This window comes from Faecalispora anaeroviscerum (assembly GCF_947568225.1).
GTDB lineage: Bacteria > Bacillota > Clostridia > Oscillospirales > Acutalibacteraceae > Faecalispora > Faecalispora anaeroviscerum.
In genome coordinates this window covers 1793635-1811103 of the sequence record NZ_CANOOQ010000001.1, presented here as the reverse complement: position 1 = coordinate 1811103, position 17469 = coordinate 1793635, and the positions used below count along the sequence as shown (strand labels likewise).

Genomic DNA, 17469 nt, shown 5'->3' with positions numbered 1-17469 from the left:
GAACAATTTTGTTCTCTCTTTTTTTGTTGGCAGCGAGAATTTCCCCGCTGCCCCTTGTGTTATTTTCCGCAGATGGTGTAGAATAATCCTAAGGATAGCCCATACACTTTAAAACGGACAATTCCTTAGTAACACTGTATTCTCAACAGATAGAAAGAGTGAAATAAATGAACATTTTGGCAATAGGCGATGTTGTGGGCAGTATTGGCTGCCGTTTTCTGCGCGAACAGCTGCCCCGCCTGAAAAAGGAAAAACAGATCGATTTGGTGATTGCCAACGGCGAAAACTCCGCCGACGGAAACGGTATCACTCCAACCTCAGCGGAGTTTTTGCTCTCCAGCGGTGTGGATGTGATTACAACCGGCAACCACAGCTTTCGCCGCAAAGAAAGCTATGAGCTGTACGACCGGTGCGAAACCCTGCTGCGCCCCGCAAACTTTCCCGGCGGCGTGCCTGGGCATGGCGTATGCGTGGTGGACCTTGGCCGCGTGCAGGTGGCGGTGATCAACCTGATGGGGACCTCGTACATGGATAGTCTCGACTGTCCCTTTGCCACGATCGATCGGATTCTAAGCGACCCCGATCTGCCGCCGGTGCGCCTTGTGGATTTTCATGCGGAAGCCACTGGGGAAAAGGGTGCGATGGGGTATTATCTCGACGGCCGGGTTTCTGCGGTATTTGGCACACATACGCATGTGCAGACGGCCGATGAGCAGCTGCTGCCACAGGGAACCGCGTTTCTTTCCGACCTCGGGATGACGGGCCCGATCCATTCTGTGCTCGGCGTAAAGCCTGAGCTTGTAATTCAAAAGCTGCGTACCCACATGCCGGTTCGTTTCGAGGTGGCTGACGGTCCCTGCCAAATGGCAGGCGCAATTTTCTCCGTAGATGTTCGAAAAGGAAACGCAGTTTCTGTTGAAAGGGTGCAAATAAAGACATAATTCACAAATGTTAGATACTCTTATAATTTTTTATGATTTATTTCAACAAAAAATCTCTTGCCAAATCTTATTTTTTGTTTTATGATAGAGGTGCAACTTAGAGGCGGGAGGTTATAAAAATGGAAGTATTAAAAGTATCATCAAAATCTTCACCCAATTCCGTAGCTGGGGCTATTGCAGGTGTGATTCGTGAAAGCGGTGCCGTAGAGGTGCAGGCAGTAGGTGCCGGAGCCTCTAATCAAGCCATTAAGGCAGTTGCGATTGCTCGCGGTTATCTTGCACCGTCCGCGATTGACATTGTGTGTATCCCCGCCTTTGCCAGCGTCACCATTGACGGCGACGAACGAACCGCCATTAAGCTGATTGTAGAGCCGCGGTAATGGTTTCGCCGCCAGAAAGTTCTGCGGCGCCGGAACTGACCAAGAGAATAGAAGCGGATCGGGGGCCTGGTTTTGAAGACCCTAGAGAATTCCGTTTTAGATCTGCCACAGGGTGCGTTGTCATCCCGTGGCTTTTCTTTTTTCGGGGGCATCCTATTTACAGGCTTGTTTTTTCAATGCCGCCGCGCCCTTGGGGAATAAATGGATTGAATCCGGGTCAACAATATGTTATAATATACCAAGCATCGGTTCCGATGCTCTGTTACTCTGCGGTGTTTCCGCACAGGCGGCCCGCAGTTTTCCGTTTTATATGAATTTTAAATCTTTTGGAACTGCAGTGCCTTTTCAGGCAGTTTCCCTTTTAAAATTTTCAATTGAAGAGGAGATGCGACACAATTGATCAATGGAGCTGAATTAAAGCGCGCCATATTATCCGGCGCCAACCATATTGTCAGGAACAAGGCTCTGGTGGATGGGCTGAATATTTTTCCGGTTCCTGATGGGGATACCGGCACCAATATGTCCATGACAATTTCAGCGGCGGCCAGAGAGCTGGAAAAGTCGGACGAAAGCGCCGGAATCGGCGCTGTTGCCCACACGGTCGCTTCTGCCATGCTACGGGGGGCGCGCGGAAATTCCGGTGTGATCCTTTCTTTGTTGTTCCGCGGCTTCTCCAAAGGGCTTGAGGGCTTAGAGCAGGCTACGGGCGCCGATTTGTGCAAGGCCCTGGGTCTTGGCGTGGATGCCGCCTATAAAGCGGTGATGAAGCCTACCGAAGGAACCATTCTGACGGTGTCGCGCGTCGCGTTCGAAAAGGGACAGGCTGCGGTCGAGTTGGATGACGAAGCCGTAAGCGTTTGGGCCGCCATTTGCAAGGGTGCAAACGAAGCACTGGAAACAACGCCTGAGCTGTTGCCTGTGCTGAAAAAGGCTGGCGTTGTGGATGCCGGAGGAAAGGGGCTGTGCCTGATTTTCGAGGGAATGCTTTCCGTCTTTCAGGACGGCGTGATTTTGGACAGCGAGCAGAATACGTCCAGTACCGGCGCAGGTGCCGCGGGCGTTCAGAGTGCGGCGGAGGAATTCCACCGCAACGTGGCCGCGGAGTTTGACCAGGAGATCACGTTTACCTATTGCACAGAGTTCATCGTGGGCCGTGATTCCGAGATTGAAACCGACCCGCAGACAGACCTGCGCCCATTCCTTGAGGGAATCGGCGACTGTGTTGTGGTGGTGGATGACGAAGAGATCATCAAGGTACACGTGCATACCGAAAACCCCGGCAACGCGCTGCAGAAGGCACTGGAATACGGCCAGCTGCTGACGGTGAAGATTGAGAATATGAAGGAGCAGCATCGCATCGCTGTTGAAAATAACCGGTCAGCTCCGGCTCCCGCAGAGGCCCTCCCCGATGCGCCCAAAATCGCGGAGCCCGAAGAGGAGATCGGCTTTGTGGCGGTTGCCGCCGGAGAAGGCCTGCGTTCTCTGTTCATGGATCTTGGCTGCGCTCAGGTTGTAAGCGGCGGTCAAACCATGAACCCCAGCACCGATGATATTATGGCGGCCGTGCTTGCCACTCCGGCCAAGACGGTGATGGTACTGCCGAACAATAAAAATATTATTATGGCGGCGGAGCAGACCATTCCGCTCGTCAAAGACCGTAAGGTGGTTGTTCTGCCTACCCGCACGATCCCGCAAGGCCTCTCTGCGATGCTGGCATACGACCCTGAGGTATCTGTCGAGCGCAGCACAGTCATCATGATGGAGGCCGCCGGCTCCGTTGCAACCGGCCAGGTTACCTTTGCCGCCCGCGATTCTGAATTTGGCGGGCACCGTATCAAAGAGGGCGATGTTCTCGGTCTGAAAAACGGCAAGCTCGATATGATCGAGAAGGACCCGGTGCATACCGTTGTCAAGCTGACCCGTTCCATGATCAGCCGCACCACCTCTTTTGTCACGTTGATTTACGGGAAAGACATCACCGAAAGCCAGGCGCAGGATGCGTATAATCGCATTAAGTCTAAGATCGGCGGCGACGTAGAGGTTACGCTGGTAGACGGCGGGCAGCCGGTGTACTACTTTATCGTTTCCGTGGAATAACTTCTGTTTGGAGAAGATTTGCCATGGCATCGCTGTTTCAGAAAAATATTCAGGAATTAAAGGGCGTCGGCGAAAAGCGCTCCCGGCTGTTTGTTAAGCTGGGGGCGCCTACTGTCGGCGCTCTTCTGCGCCTTTATCCCCGTGATTACGAGGATTGGAGCCATCCCGTCCCACTCGCCGAGGCTCCGGCGGAGCAGGTGTGCGTTGTTCGCGTTACCACTGTATCGCCGGTGTCGGAGCAGCGTATCCGTTCCGGGATGACGCTGTATAAGCTGCGGGCTACCGACGGGCATCATGATGTGCAGATTACCTATTTCAATAATCCGTTTATCAAAAATCTGCTGCTCGAGGGCAAGGATTATTTGCTGCGCGGCAAGGTGAGCGGATCGTTTCTGCGCCGCGAGATGGCTTCGCCGGATTTTATGCCGGCGGATCGCCCCCTGCCCCTGCGCCCCGTTTACCGTCAGACGGCGGGGCTTACCTCGCGCCAGATATCCACTGCGGTGCGCGCCGCACTGGGGATGCTCCCTAAACCCCTGCCAGACCCTCTGCCTGAGCCGATGCGCAGCGCCTGCCGGCTGTGTGGGCTTCGTTTTGCGCTGGAGAACATCCATTTTCCAAAAGACCGAGAATCGTTGGAGCAGGCGCGGCGCAGACTGATTTTTGAAGAGCTATTGGTGCTTCAGCTCGGGCTGCTGCGCCTGAAAAATCGGGGAAGACAGCAAACCTCCCTGCGGCTGGAGGTGGACGCTTCTGCGGAGTTTTTCCGCTCGCTGCCCTTTACGCCGACAAACGCGCAAAAAAAGGCTGTGGAGGAATGTATTGCGGACATGCAGGGTAATTACCCGATGAACCGGCTTTTACAGGGCGACGTCGGCAGCGGAAAAACCGCTGTGGCCGCCGCGCTCTGCCACAGTGCGATTGCCTCGGGAATGCAGGCGGCATTTATGGCGCCCACAGAGATTTTAGCCCGCCAGCATTATGACACGATGCGGAACTTCTTTGAGCCGTTCCACCTGCGTGTGGCGCTGCTCACCGGTTCTGTTTCAGCTGCAAAACGGCGCGAGCTGCTGCTTCAGCTAAAACAGGGAAGCATCCATCTTTTGGTGGGAACGCATGCCATCCTGAACGAAACAGTCGAGTTTCGCCAGCTTGGGCTGGTTGTAACGGATGAGCAGCACCGCTTCGGTGTGGCACAGCGTGCTGCCCTCACCCAAAAGGGCGATCATCCCCATATCCTTGTCATGTCTGCCACGCCGATCCCGCGCACACTGGCGCTGATGATTTACGGCGATCTGGAGGTTTCGGTGCTGAATGAGCTGCCGCCGGGGCGACAAAAAACCGAGACGTATGTAATCGACAGCGCAAAGCGAGCCCGTGCGTTTGGCTTTATTCGAAAGAAGATTGACGCCGGGCGGCAGTGCTATATCATCTGCCCGCTGATTGAAGACAGCGAGAGCGATATGGCGTCCGTTACGCAGTATGCTAAGGATTTGCAGGAAAAATGGTTTTTCGCGAACACGGTAGGCGTTCTGCACGGCAAAATGCGCCCCGCGGAAAAGGAGCGTGCCATGGAGGAATTTGCCGCCGGGCGCACGGATATTCTCGTTTCCACAACGGTGGTGGAGGTTGGCGTGGATGTACCGAATGCCGTAGTGATGTTGATTGAAAACGCGGAGCGGTACGGCCTTTCCCAGCTGCATCAGCTGCGGGGGCGCATTGGGCGCGGTACAGAGAAATCCACCTGTATTTTGGTGTCGGATGCGCAGAATGAGGAAGCACAGAAGCGCCTGCGCGTGATGTGCGAAACAACCGACGGCTTCCAGATTGCGGACGAGGATCTTCACCTGCGCGGCCCGGGTGATTTTTTCGGCTCGCGCCAGCATGGCCTGCCAGAGCTGAAAATTGCGGATATGAGCGCCGATTTTGCCTTGTTGCAGCTTGCGCAGGGGGAAGCGAAGGAACTGCTTGCACGCGACCCAGCTTTGGAGTGTGCGGAGCATCGTGGCCTGCGGGCCGAGGTGCGCCAGTTGTTTTCCGTGCTTGAATAGGGAAAGAAAAGGCTTCTCTCAGCTTGCCGCTGTGAGAAGCCTGATTTATTACGATTGTGTGCCCCTCTGAAAACAAGAGCAGGCAATGCCTTGCTTTTTACATATCGCGGTATTTTTTTACCTTGCGCAGACGTTTGCGTTTTTTATTATACAGCAGCGCCAGAACCAGGTAAACGATCACCAGCGCCACAATAATGCCGGCAATCACAAGGAACCAGACGGAGGTAACGATCTTTTTGACGACATCTGCGGAATGCAGTAGCTCACTGCGTTCCACCGATTCGGAGGCCACCAGATTAATGGTTGTCAGCTCTTGATTGGCGTAGCTGAGTACCGCAGTACCCACAACCTGTCCCTTTTTCACGGGAGCCTCCACTTTTTCGGGGAGCTTCGGGGTAATCAGAACGCTTGAGGCGGAAACGCCCTTTGGCAGGATGGTGGCGTAGCTTTTTTCGGCGACCAGCAGCAGCTTATCCTTGTTCCAGGCGTAATCGAGCTTTACCTCGCCCACGCTGGTGCCGCTTTCCACAACAGTTTTGATTTGAAGGTTATCAAAAGCCCATTGATACAGCTTCTTAGAATCGATCATTTCCCCACGGGTGGTAATGGTGTTCCCTTTGGAGTCGATCTTCGGCGCATGCAGCGCGACCGCCATGTAGCTGTAGCCATCCTTGATCGCGGTGGAAACCAGGCAGTACCCGGCCTGATCATGCGAACCGGTCTTAATGCCCTTGGCGTATTTGTAAAAATAGTCGCCGCCGGTGTAGCGGTCGGTCAGATAGTTGGTCGTTACCAGAGTACGGGGCTTGGGGTATTTGTTGGTGGCCGCCAGCTCGTAGCGAGTCTGCGAGGTGATGTCGGTAAAGTAAGGCAGCGTCATGGCGTATTTTGAAATGGTGTACAGATCGCGCGCCGTGGTGTAGTGCTGCTCGTTATGCAGACCGTGCGGGTTTGCGAAGTGAGTGTTTTCACAGCCCAGCTCTTTTGCCTTTTCATTCATCATATCCACAAATTTGCTGATGTCGCCGCCGCCCACGTAATCGGCCAGCACCATGGCGGCGTCGTTACCGGAGGGGACCATCAGGCAGTTGAGGAGCTGGAGGGCGGTCAGTTCCTCGCCCACCAGAACGCCGGAAAGCGAGCTGCCGGTTCCCTGAAGCTCGTCGAGAACCGATTTTTTCACCGTGATCTTGGTACCGGTTAAATCTTTAATATGTTCGGACGCCACAATAAACGTCATGATTTTCGTTGTGGAGGCGGGCTCCATTTTTTTGTCGGCGTTCTGCTCAAATACAACGGTGTTGGTGTCGAGATTCACCAGCAGAGCCGCTTCGGAATTCAGTGTAAAATCTATGTTGTATGCCGCCGCAGAGACCGGAGCCGACGAGAAAATGACACAAAAAGTCAGCAAAAAAGTCAGTACGGGTGTTAGCATTTTTTTCATGGAAAAATGGCCTCCAATGTGATATGATGATGGAAAGAAAAAATGGTTGTTTTATCATTCGTCCACTTTAAACCGGATGTTCTCCCCCGCCAAAGACGGGGGAGAACAGAAAGTTTGATTCAATTAAGTATAACAGCTAAATGTGAAAAGATAAAGAATGATTCAGAAAAAACACAAATTTTTAAGAGATAGGCGGGAGCGGTCTTGATTTATCTAACGGGAGACACTCACGGCGAGCTGGAACGGTTCCAGTCCCCGGAGGTACGGCGCCTGCGGCGCGGAGACAGCCTGATTGTATGCGGCGATTTTGGCTTTTTGTGGAATGGTGACAGTAGTGAAGAAAAAATTCTGAAAAAGCTGGGGTCGAGAAAATATAATATTCTGTTTGTAGATGGTGCGCATGAAAACTACGAGCTTCTGGAGAAGTACCCGGTTACCGAGTGGAACGGGGGGAAGGTACAGCAGATCAGCGGCAACCTGTACCACCTGATGCGCGGGCAGGTTTTCACATTGGAGGGCAAAACATTTTTTACCTTTGGCGGCGGAGAAAGCAAAGAGCGGCAGATGTATAAAGATGTAGGCCGGTGGTGGCCGCAGGAAATGCCAAGCCGTGAGGAGATGGAAGAGGGGGTTACCAATCTGCGGGAGCATCAGATGCATGTGGACTACATTGTCACTCACGAGCCGTCGCCGCGCATGCGTGCGCTGATTGACGAAGAGCATCAGATCAGCCCGCTGGAGATGTACTTTGAGGGCTTGATCCGTTCGATAAAATTCGAGAAATGGTTTTTTGGCTCGCTGCATATCAACCGCGGTATTACGGGCAGCCATATCTGTCTGTTTGATCAGGTGGAGAAGGTCGATGGACGGAGCGGAGGCTCACACTATCGGTAATTTCGCTTTTAAAAGCCATTGATTCCGTCCTCTGCCTTTGGTAGGTGACGGAGTTTTTGTTTTTATGGAACGAAATGCTTCAGGTGACTGATGATAAAGTGTGGTGAGCGCAGGTTTATCACACAGCAAATATACGGCAGGGGAACGGTGATCGCTCCGTTCCCCTGCCGTATATTTATGCTCATGAAAAGTTTGGGAGAAATCCCGCTATTTCCCGTTGTAGGTATAATTTTCGATCTCCACCTTGTCAACCTCCTGGTAGGGGGCCAGGGTAGAAACCATTTTCACCGGCTTGTCATAATTGTTGATGCAGTAATGCGTTTCGTGTGGCTCAATATGGATAAACTGGCCGGGGGTCAGGTGATGCACCACACCGTCTACCACGATGTCGATTTCGCCCTCGATAATATAGAAGTTTTCTTCCATAATGTTATGCAGATGAGCCTTAAAATCCTGGCCGGGCTGGAACTGCACCAGCGCAAAGTTCATGCGCGGGCCTTTCATCAGGTATTTGGGGCCGCTGTCGCCGAAACGGTATTCCTTCTCTTTTTCATCAATAATATACATAAGTTTATTGCATCCTTTCTTCAGTAAGTGGTCATACGCCGGGAGCGCTCCACATTGGTTTTGTCAGTTTTTCGCGGCACAGCTCCAGCTGCGCTGTGTATACCTTGTGCCAAGGCTCATACATCCGCAGGTAAAGGGCGTGGGCTTCCGCGTTAGGTTGATACTCACGATCCCATTTGACCAGTTTCTGCGCGGCCTCTGCCGCGTCACTGTAAATGCCTACGCCCACACCGGCCAGAACGGCCGCACCCAGTGCGGTAGCTTCCTTTACCACAGGCACCTTCACAGGCAGCCCCAGTACGTCGGAAAGGATTTGGCACCAGAGCGGGCTTTTGGAGGCGCCGCCGGCAAAGATGATTTCCTTCGGCATGTTCTGAGTGGCTTCCCGTACCAGATCGAGATGGCCCTTTGTGACCATCGCCGTGTTTTCCAGAATGGCGCGGTAGAATGTATAGCGATTGAATTTCTGGGGGTCAAGCTCAAAGTTGGTAAAAGTGGGGGCCGCATGCTGCCAATGAATGAAATTCATCACGTCTGAAAACGTGCACATCATTCCGTAGCACCCGGCGGGCACCTCGGCGGCCTTTTTGTCCATCAGGTAATAGGGGTCTTTTCCGCTTTCCTCGCCCTGCTGCTTTTCCAGCTCGCAGAATCCGTCGCGGAACCAGCGCATGACCAGGCCGGGCTTAAAGGCCAGCGCTTCGTACTGCCAAACGCCGGGAATCGCGTGGCAGTTAACTCTCACGCGGCAGCCGGGGTCTGTTTTGCCGTTTGCGGTATTGTATTCGTACTGCCAGAAGCTGCCACCGAACACCGCAGCCTGCCCCGGACTGACCACGCCGACGCCGATGCTACCCAGCTGTGCGTCTCCGCCGCCAGACACAACGGGAATTCCCGCTGCCAGGCCGGTCTGCTTTGCAGCCGCTTCGCTGACGGAGCCGACCACCTTGCCGCACTCTGTCACAGCGGGGAAGATGTCGGTACGCAGTCCGCATTTTTCTGCAATGGTGGGGTCCCAGCTACGCTTCTGTAAATCAAAAATACCGGTGGTAGAGCCGTTGCTTGGCTCCACAGCCAGAACGCCCGTCAGCTTATAGATCAGCCAGTCGTTGAACATGCCCACCGCGGCAGTTTTTTCGTACAGTTCCGGCATCTTGTTCTTCAGCCACATTAAACGGGGCAGAGCGCTGAGCGCATAGGTCTGCCCGGATTCGAGATATAGCTCTTTTTCCATTTCCGGGTCCCGCCGAATCAGCTCCACCACTTCATCCTCGCTGCGGGCATCCACGTTGGCGCAGGCCCAGATTTCCTGTCCCGCGGCATCGTACAGAACAATGCCTTCCCGCATGCAGGTGGTAGAAATTGCCGCCAGCTCCTTGGGGTCAATCCTGGTTTTTTCCAGAACACCGCGAATGCAGCCCGAGGCGAGCTCCCAGTTATGAACCCAGTCAAAATCCATGCTGCCGGGGTATCTGGGGTCTTCCTTGTGATCCCACTCCTGCTGCACAACGTCAACCTGGTTTCCTTCCAGATCAAACAGCACAGCTCTTACGCTGCCGGTACCGGCGTCCACCGCCATCAGATAATTGTGCGCCATTTCCGATTTCCTCCCGTCTGAACGTTTTTCCATACAAAGATGCTTTCAAAACACACGATACGATTGTTGCTGAAAAAGAGGTTTGCTTCTTCCTGCGCTTTCTGCGGAGGAAGAGTGATAGGATACCTTGCTTTATTCTGCCGTTTCACCGTCGATGAGCGCCTGTGCGGTTTCTTCGTCGGTGATGAGAATATCCAGATATTTTCCGCGCAGTGCCGCGCGAATGCCCTCCACCTTGTCGGCTCCGGCCGCCACGCCAACCACATTGTCCAGCTGGCGCAGAGTGTCTAGTGGGGTGCTGATCAGGCGGTCTTCAATGCCGGTGTGAACCGGGTTGCCGTTTTTGTCAATGAAATGACTGAGCACGTCGCCAACTGCACCGCGCATCGAAAGATAAAAGAAATCATTTTTACTGACGATCCCGTTGGTCAGGATCGTCGCGTTGTCGGCCATGCCGCCAATACCGATCAGTGTCATAGAGGCAAGCTTTGCCATGCGCATAATTTCGGTTACGGAAGGCTCCTGCATCATAGCTTTCACCATTTCGGGGGAAGATACCAGCAGAGGAGCTGGCAAAAGGTAAAGCTTCGCGTTAAAAATATGCGATTGGGTGTTTGGCAGATAATAATTGACACCGCCGGTGAGCGAAACGACTGAAACGGGGAACTCACTCAGCGTGGCTAGATGGTTCAGTACTCGGCTGAGCGTATCGCCGTAGCCCATATTGATAAACGAATGCTCAGTGATTCTATCGCTTACATACATCGAGGCGGCCTGCGCAATGGTTTTATTTGCATCGGCTGTATCCGGCGGAGTGGGCACAATAAAAGTGTCCTTCAGGCTCCATGTTTCCGAAAGCTGCCGTTCCAGCTCCATGCGCTGAACGCCGTCCTGGTGTATTTTAAATTGGATGACGCCGTCCTGTCGGGCCTTTTCCAATAATTTAATTACACGCATGCGCGAGATTCCCAGTCGTTCCGAGATTTTCTGCTGGGTCATGTTTTCCACATAATAGTACCAGGCAGTTTTCACGACGAGAACATCTTCATAATTCAAATGAAGCACCTCCAGAGTTGTTTTTGCTTTCCTATCATACCATTCCCGGCGGGGGGAGCGTCAAGATGCTTCTCCCCCCGGGAGGAAAACCGGGATTGGCCCGCCTTATGAGAAGTGGTATCACATCTGTATCAAAACAAAACAAATGTTACTAATAAAATATTTTGTTCTTGATTTCAAGTATATCAGCAAAGCGTTTAGCTGTCAATTATTAATTTTTTTTGATAATATATGGTTTTAGAATTCGCTTTAATTCACACAGTTATGTACTTTTTATTGTTTTTATCGCTTAAATTTGAAAAAAACAAGCAAAAATAGAATGAATATTATCTAATATATTTCGATTGGGAAAGAAAAACCCCGTTGACAATGCAAAGAAAATATCGTATGATAATCGCACAGATAAAAATTCGTATTAAAAACAATTGTTTTAAATTGGCGCACAAAAACAGGTATTTTGTAGAAAGCCTACGAGTCTATGGTGTATGGAGGGGGAAAAATGGCGCAATCCCAAACAGAACGTTCCGGCCAGTCTTTGCTGAGTGTTCGTGGAATCTGCAAAATGTTCAGCCTGAACCAGGTGCTGAAAGGAATCAATCTGGAGATTCACTCCGGTGAGATTCTGGCCCTGATCGGCGGAAACGGAGCGGGAAAAAGCACCTTAATGAAAATCATTATGGGCATTTATCAGCCGGACCAGGGTGAAATTGAAATCCGGGGCGAAAAAGTGTTGCTGACCAAGCCGTCCGTCGCTTTAACGCATGGTATTTATATGGTACCCCAGGAACCGATGCTTTTCCCCAACATGACGGTAGAAGAAAATATTCTTGTCGGCGTCGGGTTCGACGCACCCAGCGCAGAGCTTCGCCGGCGGCTGACGCAGCTGATGGATGACATCGGCTGGCATCTGGATTTAACCAGAAAAGCGAGCAGCCTTTCCATTGCTGAGCAGCAGCTGGTAGAAATTCTTCGCGGCCTGCTGCGCAACGCAGAGCTGTTGATTTTTGATGAGCCGACCAGTGCGTTAACCTTTGATGAAGTAGAAAGCCTGTTCCGCTGCATCCGCGATTTGCAGAAAAAAGGAATCGGTATGATCTACATCACTCATCGCCTCACGGAGGTGTTTGATATTGCCACCCACGTCGCGATTATGTGCGACGGCGTGATTACGCTGCACGGGCCGATTGGTGACTTTACCCGCGAGATGCTTGTTAAAGGGCTTTTGCCCCCAAACATGCAGGAGCAGGAGATAAAAGAAACCGCCAGTGCCGCCGCGCTGAATTACAAGGACGCAAAGCCCGTACTTGAGCTGGTGAATTATTCGGGCTACGGCTTCCGCGGGATTAACCTGAAGATTTACCCCGGCGAGATTCTCGGTGTTGCGGGCGTTGTTGGCGCGGGCCGTACCGAGTTGGCCACAACCATTTTTGGTCGGGACAAGGTTTTGGGCGGCCAGGCGATTTTGGATGGGAAGAATATTACGGGTCTTTCCACGAAAAAAGTTCTGGAAGCCGGCGTCAACTATGTTCCCGAAGACCGTCACCTAAATGGATTGTTTAAGATCAGCGATGTCGCCGCCAACACCACCTCTGCGATTCTGAACCGTATGGTAATGGGCAAAGTGTTTCTCAACCGCAAGACGGAGCAGGAGCTGACGCAGGAATATATTGAACATTTCCGAATTAAGGCAACGGGGCAGGATCAGCTGACCGGCAGCCTTTCCGGTGGAAACCAGCAGAAGGTGGTCATTGCCAGAGCGCTTTCTACGAAACCAAAGCTGGTCATTCTGGACGAACCCACCCGCGGCATTGACGCCGTGGCGCGCGGCGAAGTTTATTCAATCATCCACCAGCTCAAGGAGCAGGGGGTAGCGGTGATGCTGATTTCTTCCGATATGGAGGAGATTGTCGAACTGTCTGACCGCGCGGTAACCGTATATCAAGGGCGAATCAACGGGGAGTTCTCCAAAGAGGAGATCAACCAGGATAACCTGATGGCAGCTGCGTTTGACGTGATTTCGAGAGAGCAGGTGGTTTCATGACGCTGCTGAAAAAATTGGGCAAGGCAAGAGAAATTAGCAGCCTTTTCTTTCTGATTTTTCTCTTTGGCCTGGTGGGTCTCGTCAACAGTGACTTTCTAACACCAACGAGCCTGTTCAACTGCTTTAATGACAGCGTGGTGTTCACCATGCTGGCCGTGGGAATTTCCTTTGTCATCCTGACCGGTGAAATCGATGTTTCCATCGGTGCCACGCTCGGCCTTTCCGCGGCGGTTTCTTCCACAATCCTGCGTGACGGCGGCAGCGGAATCGTCGCCGTACTGGCGGCAGTGCTGATAGGCTGCCTGGTTGGCCTGTTCAATGGATTGGGAATCGCAAAGCTGGGAATTCCTTCTTTGATCTTTACTCTCGGTACGAACGGCCTGGTGCGTGGACTGGTGTATGTGTATACCGGCGGCGCGTGGGTGGAAAACCTGCCTGCCGGCTTTACCAAGCTGGCAAACGTGAAGCTCATAGGCGAGCTGACCACCTTTTACGCGGCGGCGCTGGTGCTGGTAATTGCTTCTCATTTAATACTTACTAAAACACGGCGCGGTAAATACTTTATCACAGTTGGCGATAACCCGGCGGGCGCAACTATGGTCGGAATCCCGACCATGCAGACCAAGATTATGGCCTATGTGTTGTGCGGGCTGTTTGCATCGGTAGCCGGCGTGCTGTATTCCTCGCGTATCGGTTTCATTACCCCAACAGCGGGCAACGGCTACGAAATGAAAGCCATCGCGGCCTGCGTACTTGGCGGCGTCAGTCTTTCCGGCGGTCTCGGCAGCTTAATCGGCGCATCCATCGGTGCGGTGATCATGTCCTCCATCAGCCGTATTCTGGTGTTTCTCGGCTTCTCGTCCGATTACGACAATACCATTACCGGTATTCTTCTAATCGTGATCGTTGTAGTTGACGCGGTGGCGCAGAACCGTGCCGCTGTAAAAACCCGGCATGCGCGCCTGGCCTCGCGGTCTGGCCCGCTGGAGGAGGAACCCAAGGAAAGGGGAGCTGCATCATGAAGCAAAGCCTGTTTGGGCGCCTTGGCCAGAAAACGAAAAGCTGGGAGTTTGTCCTGCTTTTGATTTTAATTCTGGAATTTGTCATTTTCGGCGCGAAAAACCCGAAATTCCTGATGCCGAATGTCCTTTTGGGCAGCATCAACGATATTATCTCCATCTGCATTATTTCCCTGTTTGTCACGTTTGTTATGATCACGGGCGGTATCGATATTCAGGTGGCGTCCATCGTGGGCCTCACATCCATTGTAGTCGGCGTTACATGGCAGGATTTCGGGATGAATATTTGGGTTTCCTGCGTGCTGGGGATCGGCGTGGCCGCGCTGTGCGGTGCGCTTTCCGGATTCTTTGTGGCATACTGCGGAGTGCAGCCCATGGTGGTTACACTGGGCGGCAGCTTCCTTTACAGCGGCATCGCACTTCTGATTTCAAAGCTTTCTGCAACGCAGAGCTACAAGGGCATCAGCGGATTCCCCGACGGCTTTACCCAGATCGCTTCATTCAAGCTGTTCGGCGTCATCCCCAGTCAGGTATTAATTTTCGCGGGGCTCACGGTGATTGCGTATTTTCTGCTTCACCGGTCAAAATATGGTCGTAAGGTATTCCTGATCGGCATTAATCCCAGGGCCGCGGAATACTCCGGCATTAACAGCCGCTTGATCATCCTGAGTACCTACGTACTTTCGGCGATCAGCGCCGCGATTGCCGGCATTGTGCTTACCTCGTATCTGGGCACGGCCAAGAGTGACATCGGTGTAACGTTTACCCTGCCGATCATTACTGCGGTTGTGTTGGGGGGTACACTCAGCACCGGCGGCAGGGGCAGTGTCATCGGCACCGCACTGGCTGCACTGGTTATTGGTATCCTGCGCTTCGGCCTGCCGCTGTGCTTTAAGATCAACACGCAGTATCTCGACATTCCCGTGGGGCTCCTGCTGCTGATCGTCATCACCGGCCGCGCCCTCTCGGCAAACCCCAAGGTCATTCGGCTGATGGCCGGAAAATTCTCTCGCCCTTCGAGGCTGAAGAGTTGAGTGTTTCTTTTTATTCCGGTGCGTTTTGGCATTATAAGCCATGCAAATAAAAAATCAGGAGGCTCTTTTATGAAAAAGGTACTTGCATTTGTCCTTGCAGCGGCAATGGCGTCTTTACCGCTTGCGGGCTGTGGCAGCAGCGAAAAACCCGCTGCATCCAGCGGGACTACTTCTCAGGCGGCGTCTACCGCAGAGTCCGGAACGAAAAGTGTGGCAGGCAAAACAGTTGTATTTATTCCGAAGCTGACCGGCAACGCGTTCTTTGAATCCGCAAATACCGGCGCGCAAAAGTACGCCAAAGAATGGGGCTTTACCGTCAGCTATCAAGGCAGCCCGAGTGCAGCCGTGGCCGACCAGGTACAGGTCGTGAACAACGCGATCGCCAGCGGAGCGGATGCCATCTGCATTTCTTCCGTTGATGCCACCGGCCTGGATTCTGTGCTGAAAAAGGCGAAGGATGCCGGCATTACCGTGGCAACATGGGATTCCGACGTATCCTCCGACGCCCGTACGCTGATGGTTTCTCAGGGCACACCTGACATCCTCGGCAAAATGCTGGTTGACATGGGTGCCGATTCTCTGACCAAGAGAGGCAAGGACATTAAGAAAGACAAAATCAAATATTGCTGGCACTATTCTCAGGCGACTGTTGCCGACCAGAACTCCTGGCAGGTAGCGGGCGAGGCTTATATTAAAGCGAACTATCCCAACTGGGAAAACGTAGCCCCCAGCAACTACTATTCCGAGCAGGATGCAGAAAAGGCCGTTTCCATCGGTTCCTCCATCCTGGAAGCGAACAAGGATATTGACCTGATCATCTGCAACGACTCCACTGCTCTGCCCGGCCAGCTCAAGGCTGCTCAGAACAAGGGCCTGACCAAGGACAAAATCACCATCACCGGTTTTGCTTCCCCGAACTCCATCCGTGACTATGCAAAAGCAAACGTCATTGAGCAGTGGGGTCTGTGGGATTGCGGAATTCAGGGTGCAATGGGCTGCTACCTGGCTGCTTACCTGGCTGCCGGCAACACCGTTAAGGTGGGTGACACGATTGACATCCCGAGTATTGGCAAGGTAGAAGTAAAGGCCAACGACAGCCTGGTATCCGGCGCGAAGACCGGCGATACCAACAACGGCGTTGTTCTGCTGCCGGAGCGCGTGGTATTCACCACGGCCAACGTGGACAAATACAACTTCTAAACGACCGGATTTCGGTTCCCGGCCCGGTGAACGAATGGAAGACGGCGATTTAACTGCGAATTCCCTGTAAGCAGTGGAGCTAGGACGGTTCTTGTTCCTCGCCATAGGCGGGGAACAAGAACAAAGGCTTTGTTTTTGACGGGAGATTCGTGTTTTTCGGACTTTTAATGGATAAAGGAGATCAATGATTATGGCTGACAAAGACGGCAACAAAGTTGCAAAGGATTATCATGTGGAGGTGCCTTTCGCCAATCAAGGTGGTTTTCATGTGAAAGGTTCAAACAGTTTGGATTGGGGTATGAAGAAGCACCTTGCCAATATTTTCGACCCCAAAAGCGGAAACACGGTGATGTTCGCCTTTGACCATGGCTATTTCATGGGCTCCACCGCCGGCCTCGAACGACTCGACCTGCTGATTCCCGAGCTTTTGCCCCATGTAGATGTTCTAATGGGCACACGCGGCGCGCTTCGCACCTGCGTTCCCCCGGAGTGCCGAAAAGCAATTGCGCTGCGCACCACTTCCGGTTCCTCCATGCTCAACGACGATCTTTCTCACGAAGTGATCGCCGTGGACATTGAGGATTCCATCCGTATGAACGCGGACTGCATGGCCGTGCAGACCTTCGTCGGCGCGGACGGCCAGCTCTCCAGCCTGGATAATTTGTCCCGCAGCATCAACGCGGGCCTGCGCTATGGAATCCCCACCATGGGTGTTGTGGCGGTTGGCAAGCAGATGGAGCGGACGGATCGGTTCTTTAAGCTGGCAACCCGCCTTTTGGCAGAGCTGGGAGCAAACATTATTAAAACGTATTACTGCGAGAACTTTGAAGAGATCGTGTCGGCCTGCCCGGTTCCGATCGTAGTTGCGGGCGGCAAAAAGCTGCCGGAGGACGAAGCTCTTACGCTGGCGTATCACGCGATCAGCGAGGGCGCGCGCGGCCTTGATATGGGACGCAATATCTTCCAGAGCGAGCATCCCGCCGCAATGGCGGAAGCGATTGGCAAGATCGTACACCATGGCTTTACCGACAAACAGGCCTTTGAATTCTATCAGAACGCGACCCACCTGTAAAAACAGTAGTTTCTTTCTAATGCCGGACTCGGCGGCGGGGAGAAAAACACGACGAAGCCGTATGCCCTTATCCTGT

Annotated in this window: 14 protein-coding genes; 10 read left to right on the top strand and 4 right to left on the bottom strand. The window is 52.9% G+C overall.

The window, feature by feature from the left end; all coding sequences use genetic code 11:
* Positions 1 to 167: 167 nt before the first annotated feature.
* The 4 genes from QOS46_RS08995 (at position 168) to recG (ending at position 5469) form a co-directional block, all read left to right on the top strand.
* On the top strand, positions 168 to 941 hold the full coding sequence (locus QOS46_RS08995; RefSeq protein WP_283609043.1) for a TIGR00282 family metallophosphoesterase: 774 nt from the start codon (positions 168 to 170) through the stop codon (positions 939 to 941).
* A gap of 119 nt (positions 942 to 1060) precedes the next feature.
* Positions 1061 to 1321 (top strand): stage V sporulation protein S, encoded by a 261-nt coding sequence (locus QOS46_RS08990; protein WP_283609042.1) that lies wholly within the window; start codon positions 1061 to 1063, stop codon positions 1319 to 1321.
* 396 nt (positions 1322 to 1717) lie between these two features.
* Entirely contained in the window at positions 1718 to 3418 is a 1701-nt protein-coding gene (locus QOS46_RS08985) for a DAK2 domain-containing protein (RefSeq protein ID WP_283609040.1), read from the top strand.
* A 23-nt stretch (positions 3419 to 3441) separates the two neighbouring features.
* Entirely contained in the window at positions 3442 to 5469 is a 2028-nt protein-coding gene (gene recG / locus QOS46_RS08980; RefSeq protein ID WP_283609038.1) for an ATP-dependent DNA helicase RecG, read from the top strand.
* A gap of 97 nt (positions 5470 to 5566) precedes the next feature.
* Here the strand turns inward: recG and QOS46_RS08975 are convergent, their stop codons facing one another.
* A complete protein-coding gene (locus QOS46_RS08975) occupies positions 5567 to 6913 on the bottom strand; it encodes a D-alanyl-D-alanine carboxypeptidase family protein (RefSeq protein WP_283609036.1) in 1347 nt (448 codons plus the stop codon).
* 204 nt (positions 6914 to 7117) lie between these two features.
* Here QOS46_RS08975 and QOS46_RS08970 point away from each other — a divergent pair, with 204 nt between their 5' ends.
* Positions 7118 to 7807, top strand: a complete 690-nt coding sequence (locus QOS46_RS08970) for a metallophosphoesterase (protein WP_283609034.1) — start codon at positions 7118 to 7120, stop codon at positions 7805 to 7807.
* A gap of 207 nt (positions 7808 to 8014) precedes the next feature.
* Here QOS46_RS08970 and QOS46_RS08965 read toward each other — a convergent pair whose 3' ends face one another.
* From QOS46_RS08965 to QOS46_RS08955, 3 genes are all read right to left on the bottom strand, one after another.
* Complete coding sequence (locus QOS46_RS08965) at positions 8015 to 8374, bottom strand: cupin domain-containing protein (protein WP_283609031.1); 360 nt, start codon at positions 8372 to 8374, stop codon at positions 8015 to 8017.
* Between the two features lie 31 nt (positions 8375 to 8405).
* A complete protein-coding gene (lsrK, locus tag QOS46_RS08960) occupies positions 8406 to 9971 on the bottom strand; it encodes an autoinducer-2 kinase (RefSeq protein ID WP_283609028.1) in 1566 nt (521 codons plus the stop codon).
* 132 nt (positions 9972 to 10103) lie between these two features.
* Complete coding sequence (locus QOS46_RS08955; RefSeq protein ID WP_333782973.1) at positions 10104 to 11036, bottom strand: sugar-binding transcriptional regulator; 933 nt, start codon at positions 11034 to 11036, stop codon at positions 10104 to 10106.
* A gap of 490 nt (positions 11037 to 11526) precedes the next feature.
* Here QOS46_RS08955 and QOS46_RS08950 point away from each other — a divergent pair, with 490 nt between their 5' ends.
* From QOS46_RS08950 to lsrF, 5 genes are all read left to right on the top strand, one after another.
* Complete coding sequence (locus QOS46_RS08950; RefSeq protein ID WP_283609024.1) at positions 11527 to 13068, top strand: sugar ABC transporter ATP-binding protein; 1542 nt, start codon at positions 11527 to 11529, stop codon at positions 13066 to 13068.
* Positions 13065 to 14090, top strand: a complete 1026-nt coding sequence (locus tag QOS46_RS08945) for an ABC transporter permease (RefSeq protein WP_283609022.1) — start codon at positions 13065 to 13067, stop codon at positions 14088 to 14090. The genes QOS46_RS08950 and QOS46_RS08945 overlap by 4 nt, the downstream gene beginning before the upstream one ends.
* A complete protein-coding gene (locus QOS46_RS08940; protein ID WP_283609021.1) occupies positions 14087 to 15121 on the top strand; it encodes an ABC transporter permease in 1035 nt (344 codons plus the stop codon). Before QOS46_RS08945 ends, QOS46_RS08940 begins: the two co-directional genes overlap by 4 nt.
* Before the next feature lie 69 nt (positions 15122 to 15190).
* Complete coding sequence (locus QOS46_RS08935) at positions 15191 to 16321, top strand: substrate-binding domain-containing protein (protein WP_283609019.1); 1131 nt, start codon at positions 15191 to 15193, stop codon at positions 16319 to 16321.
* Between the two features lie 190 nt (positions 16322 to 16511).
* Positions 16512 to 17393, top strand: coding sequence for a 3-hydroxy-5-phosphonooxypentane-2,4-dione thiolase (gene lsrF, locus QOS46_RS08930; protein WP_283609017.1), 882 nt, complete (start codon positions 16512 to 16514; stop codon positions 17391 to 17393).
* The last annotated feature ends 76 nt before the right edge of the window (positions 17394 to 17469 follow it).

What these genes read in the sequence shown, in the direction of transcription:
- QOS46_RS08995 (WP_283609043.1), top strand. Translation starts at nt 168, where the DNA reads ATGAACATTTTGGCAATAGGCGATGTTGTGGGCAGTATTGGCTGCCGT.
- QOS46_RS08990 (WP_283609042.1), top strand. Translation starts at nt 1,061, where the DNA reads ATGGAAGTATTAAAAGTATCATCAAAATCTTCACCCAATTCCGTAGCT.
- recG (WP_283609038.1), top strand. Translation starts at nt 3,442, where the DNA reads ATGGCATCGCTGTTTCAGAAAAATATTCAGGAATTAAAGGGCGTCGGC.
- QOS46_RS08975 (WP_283609036.1), bottom strand. Translation starts at nt 6,913, where the DNA reads ATGAAAAAAATGCTAACACCCGTACTGACTTTTTTGCTGACTTTTTGT.
- QOS46_RS08965 (WP_283609031.1), bottom strand. Translation starts at nt 8,374, where the DNA reads ATGTATATTATTGATGAAAAAGAGAAGGAATACCGTTTCGGCGACAGC.
- lsrK (WP_283609028.1), bottom strand. Translation starts at nt 9,971, where the DNA reads ATGGCGCACAATTATCTGATGGCGGTGGACGCCGGTACCGGCAGCGTA.
- QOS46_RS08950 (WP_283609024.1), top strand. Translation starts at nt 11,527, where the DNA reads ATGGCGCAATCCCAAACAGAACGTTCCGGCCAGTCTTTGCTGAGTGTT.
- QOS46_RS08945 (WP_283609022.1), top strand. Translation starts at nt 13,065, where the DNA reads ATGACGCTGCTGAAAAAATTGGGCAAGGCAAGAGAAATTAGCAGCCTT.
- QOS46_RS08940 (WP_283609021.1), top strand. Translation starts at nt 14,087, where the DNA reads ATGAAGCAAAGCCTGTTTGGGCGCCTTGGCCAGAAAACGAAAAGCTGG.
- QOS46_RS08935 (WP_283609019.1), top strand. Translation starts at nt 15,191, where the DNA reads ATGAAAAAGGTACTTGCATTTGTCCTTGCAGCGGCAATGGCGTCTTTA.
- lsrF (WP_283609017.1), top strand. Translation starts at nt 16,512, where the DNA reads ATGGCTGACAAAGACGGCAACAAAGTTGCAAAGGATTATCATGTGGAG.